The organism is Flavivirga sp. 57AJ16 (assembly GCF_028736925.1).
Lineage (GTDB): Bacteria > Bacteroidota > Bacteroidia > Flavobacteriales > Flavobacteriaceae > Flavivirga.
Map to the genome: position 1 here is coordinate 112,804 of NZ_JAQZAT010000014.1, position 5,000 is coordinate 117,803.

Sequence of the window (5,000 nt, forward strand, 5' to 3'; positions counted from 1 at the left end):
TTATGTTTAGGCAAAAGTTTTGGTCGATCTGAAAGGAAGACCTGCCATTGACCTATTCTGGTTTAACCCTCCTAAATTTCGACTTTGTCGAAATTATCCTCCCTTTTGAAAAGTGAGGAACAAGTCCGATTTATATTTTCTGGGTACTGTTTTTAATTTTACTCCACATGTTGATCCAGCAGGGCTCTCTTAAATTTAAGAGGAGATGAATTCTAATTTTAAGCCTAAAAATGGAAGAAAGAAGCGTTTTATTTTATGGTACGCTCTACTTGGGCTATCTGGATTTACCTTAAAGTGGTTATTATGCATTGGACATGGCTCGTTATAAATGATTCCATACCGCACATCGCTCTCTTCTTTTGTTCTTGATCCCAAAAATTGAGGGCCCGAAAGCACTCATAAAACGCTTATTCTTTATGTAAATCGTCAAGCACCAAACGTAATTCTCCATAACTATACTTAGTATCTACTTGATGTTTTAAATCGGAAAGGTTTTCAAATTTTATTTTAGGAATAATGGCTTTTAGTTCTTCGTAGTGATTTTCAGAGATCAAGTCGGTTATTTTCACCTCGCCTGAAGGTATAAAGCTTGCTAAATGCCCTATGATGGTATTCACATTCAACTCACGTTCTAAAGCGATTACTTCAGCAGGTTTTCCCGCTTTGAACAAGTCTAAGGAAATCTTTTTAGTATCCCCTTTTTTCCGCTTAGGTTCTGGTTTCTCAAAAAGCTCTCTCTCACTAGCCTTAGAGGTTTCAATATCATTCTCGTCACAATAGGCCCTAATCACCTCTAAAATAGCCGTTCCATATTTTTCAACCCGCACCTTCCCCATACCATTAACCTGCTTCAATTCTTGTTTATTGGTAGGTAAGGTTTCACACATATCGTACAAGGCTTTTTGTGTAAATACCTGATAATGTATCAAATCTTCCCGTTTGGCTATATTATTTCGTAACTCGCGCAACAACTCAAATAACTCAAGATTGGTAGTCCCATCAATAACCGTTTTTCTAGGTTTTTTGGGTTTGTCCTTGGCAAGAAAAACAGACTTGGCACGTAATTCTAAAAAGGTGGTTACATTAAAACCGTTTGTCAAGCCCTCAAAGTACAAAAGTTTGCTTGCTAATAATTCTTCTAAAGTATCAAATTGTTTAAACATATCCTTTTCAATCGCTTTGTTATCTGTAGTAAAGCCAAAGGATTTTACAGCGGAACTTATATGTTCTTTGGTCTGTTCTCCAAAATAGCTAATCGCTTTAACAAAACGTTCTTGAAGCGCTTCATTCGATTCTGGTATTTCTGAATTTTTAGATAGGGCAGCCAGTTGTGCCTTAAATGCACTGGCTACTTTTAGCAGTTCTGTAACACAAGATTTTATAGCATTTAAAGGAGTTTCTACCTGCCCCTCTACACTGGTTTTATTTTTATAATAAATATCCAGCATACGCTCTATAGGGTATAGAAACTTATAAAAATCGAACAATTCTGCTATTAAATCCAATTGAAATTCCGACTTCGAAGCTTGTAATATATTTTCATCCGGTTGATTCTCTTCAGCCATTTTATTAAAAGACAATACATTACTATCGCTAATAATCTGGCTGGAATTTATTTTACTGTTTAATACCAAACCTTCCAAAGATTTGCATCTGCTTAATGCCACATAGGTTTGGCCGTGCGCAAAAGCACCTTGGGCATCAATAATGGCTTTTTCAAAGGTTAAACCTTGACTTTTATGTATGGTTATAGACCATGCTAGTTGCAAGGGCATTTGTGTATAAGCACCTATTTTATTTTCGGTAATGGCTTTGGTTTCTGCATCCACAGTATAATTAATATTCTCCCAAATTTCTGGTGTGGTCACTATATTAAAATCATCTTCCTGACAATGCACGATCACTTCATCGTTATCCAGGTGAATCACTTTTCCTATCTTTCCATTGAAATAGCGCTTTTCGGGCGAACTGTCATTTTTTATAAACATGACTTGTGCCCCAACCTTTAAAATTAATTTTTCTTTATTAGGGTAAGCGTATTCTGGGAACTTACCTTCAACACTAGCATTATATGTATATGACTTGGTATTTAGTTTATCCAATTCTCTGTTATTAGTCTGTTCTGCCTTATTATTATGTGTTGTTAGGGATATATAACCTTCCTTTTCATCTGGCACAAAATCAGGGAGGTAACGTTTGTTTAATTCATTAGCCGAAGCTTGTGTTAATGTATTGGTTCGAATCTCATTAAGAATGTTAATAAACTTGGGGTTGTCCTGCCTAAAAATATGGCTTAGTTCTATAGTAATGGCTTGACATTGTAGATACGCCTGACTACTAAAAAAGAATCCGTTTTTATAATAGGGTTTCAGCAATTCCCATTCATCTTCTTTTATAATGGGAGATAACTGTTGTAAATCGCCTATCATTAATAATTGCACACCTCCAAATACTTTATTTCTGTTCTTAAAACGTCTTAAAACGCGATCAATACCGTCCAATAAATCGGCACGTACCATACTAATCTCATCAATGACCAACAAATCCAAAGATTTTATGATATTTATCTTGGTTTTACTAAACTTACGGTTAAAGCCAGAAGATGTACTGTTTAAATCCGTATCAGGTAAAAGTGGTCCGAAAGGCATCTGAAAAAACGAATGTATGGTCACTCCCTTTGCATTAATAGCCGCAACGCCTGTGGGCGCAACCACGACCATGCGCTTTAGGGATTTCATTTTCAACTTATGTAAAAAAGTCGTCTTTCCAGTACCTGCTTTCCCTGTTAAAAATACATTTCTATCTGTATTATTAACAAAGTCCCAAGCTAAATCCAGTTCTTTATTTTCTATCATTCCGTTTATTATAAAAACGCTTAAAGATAAGAAACCAACTACGGGTTTTACACTAAAAAATTTAAATAATTTGGTAAGTTAGATGATTATTTTTATATACGGCCATATTTCTTTGAACGGCATTCCTTTTTAAATTCAACCATCAAAAGCGATCCAGAATTAAAAAACTCGGCGCAGACCTTACTATTGAACAAGGGTATGAAGCAGCAAGAATCACAGCTATAAATCAATTATCGGTACTGAAATCAACGCCTGGGAATTTAAATAAGGTAAAAAGAGTTGTAAAAGTTTTAGGAATGGGATCGCTCCCTGGCAATATATAGCTAAATCAATATAAAATAACATAAACCTTCAGAGTAAAAAACCGAATTTCTTTGTTATTATACCAAATAAACTTTAAAATGATTGGTAATAAATTTGAATTATATTTTCTTTAGATGAGATAAAAAACATAAGCATAGCCTAGTTATGGTTACGTTTTCATTGAAATATAAAGGAAATAGTAATCGAAGATTCATGAACTCCTATTATAAAAATAAAGATAGTGAGCTAAACGGATTTAACCAGTTATTTTGAAGTTTATTTGGTATTAGCTATAGCAGTAGAAATTTAAAAAGTTTAGGCGGGCTCAAAATAGAGCAAAAAAAATCCCGGTCCAAATAAAGGACCGGGATCAAGAAAGGCAACGACCTACTCTCCCGCAAATGCAGTACCATCGGCGCTAATGGGCTTAACTTCTCTGTTCGGAATGGTAAGAGGTGAGCCCCATCGCTATAACCACCTTAAATCTTTGGTTGCCCGTTTCCGGTCTTCCGTCGTTGGGTTCCCACCAACTAACGACCGGCAACTGTCAACCGCGCTACGAGCGCAAATATCTTAACATATTGAAAAAAGGCCCAAGGGCCAACCGATACAAAAAACCAATGATAATATATGCAACCTTATAAAAAAACATCCGCCCCCCATTGCCCTTCCGGGCAAGTGTCCTCCCCCTTCGGGGGAGTTAGAGGGGCTAATACAATAAGCCTATGGGCTATTAGTACTACTCGGCTGTGACATTGCTGCCTTTACACCTGTAGCCTATCGACGTGGTCATCTCCCACGGCCCTTTAAAGAAATCTCATCTTGTGGTGGGTTTCGCGCTTATATGCTTTCAGCGCTTATCCCTTCCAAACGTAGCTACTCAGCAGTGCTCCTGGCGGAACAACTGATACACCAGAGGTTTGTCCAACTCGGTCCTCTCGTACTAGAGTCAGATCCACTCAAATTTCTAGCGCCCACTGTAGATAGAGACCGAACTGTCTCACGACGTTCTGAACCCAGCTCGCGTGCCACTTTAATGGGCGAACAGCCCAACCCTTGGGACCTTCTCCAGCCCCAGGATGTGACGAGCCGACATCGAGGTGCCAAACCCCCCCGTCGATGTGAGCTCTTGGGGGAGATCAGCCTGTTATCCCCGGCGTACCTTTTATCCTTTGAGCGATGGCCCTTCCATGCGGAACCACCGGATCACTATGCTCTTGTTTCCAACCTGATCGACTTGTAGGTCTCTCAGTCAAGCACCCTTATGCCATTGCACTCTGCGCACGGTTACCAAGCGTGCTGAGGGTACCTTTAGAAGCCTCCGTTACTCTTTTGGAGGCGACCACCCCAGTCAAACTACCCACCAAGCACTGTCCCACGCTGTTGCGTGGTTAGACTCTAGACAAGCAAAGGGTGGTATTTCAACAATGACTCCACCACGCCTGGCGACGCGGCTTCGAAGTCTCCCACCTATCCTACACATTACTTGTCCAAAACCAATACTAAGCTATAGTAAAGGTGCACGGGGTCTTTTCGTCCCACAGCGGGTAATCGGCATCTTCACCGATACTACAATTTCACCGAGCTCATGGCTGAGACAGTGTCCAGATCGTTGCACCATTCGTGCAGGTCGGAACTTACCCGACAAGGAATTTCGCTACCTTAGGACCGTTATAGTTACGGCCGCCGTTTACTGGGGCTTCATTTGAGATCTTCGCCGAAGCTAAACCCTCCACTTAACCTTCCAGCACCGGGCAGGTGTCAGGCCATATACGTCATCTTTCGATTTAGCATAGCCCTGTGTTTTTGATAAACAGTCGCCTGGACCTTTTCACTGCGGCC

The 5,000-nt window shown here is 39.6% G+C and carries 1 protein-coding gene, 2 rRNA genes and 1 pseudogene (1 of these 4 running past the window's edge); 1 reads left to right on the forward strand and 3 read right to left on the reverse strand.

What is annotated here, in order from left to right; genetic code table 11:
- Window positions 1-407 precede the first annotated feature (407 nt).
- Entirely contained in the window at window positions 408-2,855 is a 2,448-nt protein-coding gene (locus PQO00_RS15700; RefSeq protein ID WP_274185806.1) for a helix-turn-helix domain-containing protein, read from the reverse strand.
- 128 nt (window positions 2,856-2,983) lie between these two features.
- On the opposite strand from PQO00_RS15700, the pseudogene PQO00_RS15705 reads away from it, so the two are divergent.
- Window positions 2,984-3,178 (forward strand): annotated as a pseudogene (locus PQO00_RS15705) (RidA family protein); the annotation flags it as partial.
- A gap of 354 nt (window positions 3,179-3,532) precedes the next feature.
- Here PQO00_RS15705 and rrf read toward each other — a convergent pair.
- Window positions 3,533-3,640: ribosomal RNA gene (gene rrf, locus PQO00_RS15710) — 5S ribosomal RNA — on the reverse strand.
- A gap of 231 nt (window positions 3,641-3,871) precedes the next feature.
- Window positions 3,872-5,000: ribosomal RNA gene (locus PQO00_RS15715) — 23S ribosomal RNA — on the reverse strand (it continues 1,711 nt past the right edge of the window).

What these genes read in the sequence shown, in the direction of transcription:
- PQO00_RS15700 (WP_274185806.1), bottom strand. Translation starts at nt 2,855, where the DNA reads ATGATAGAAAATAAAGAACTGGATTTAGCTTGGGACTTTGTTAATAAT.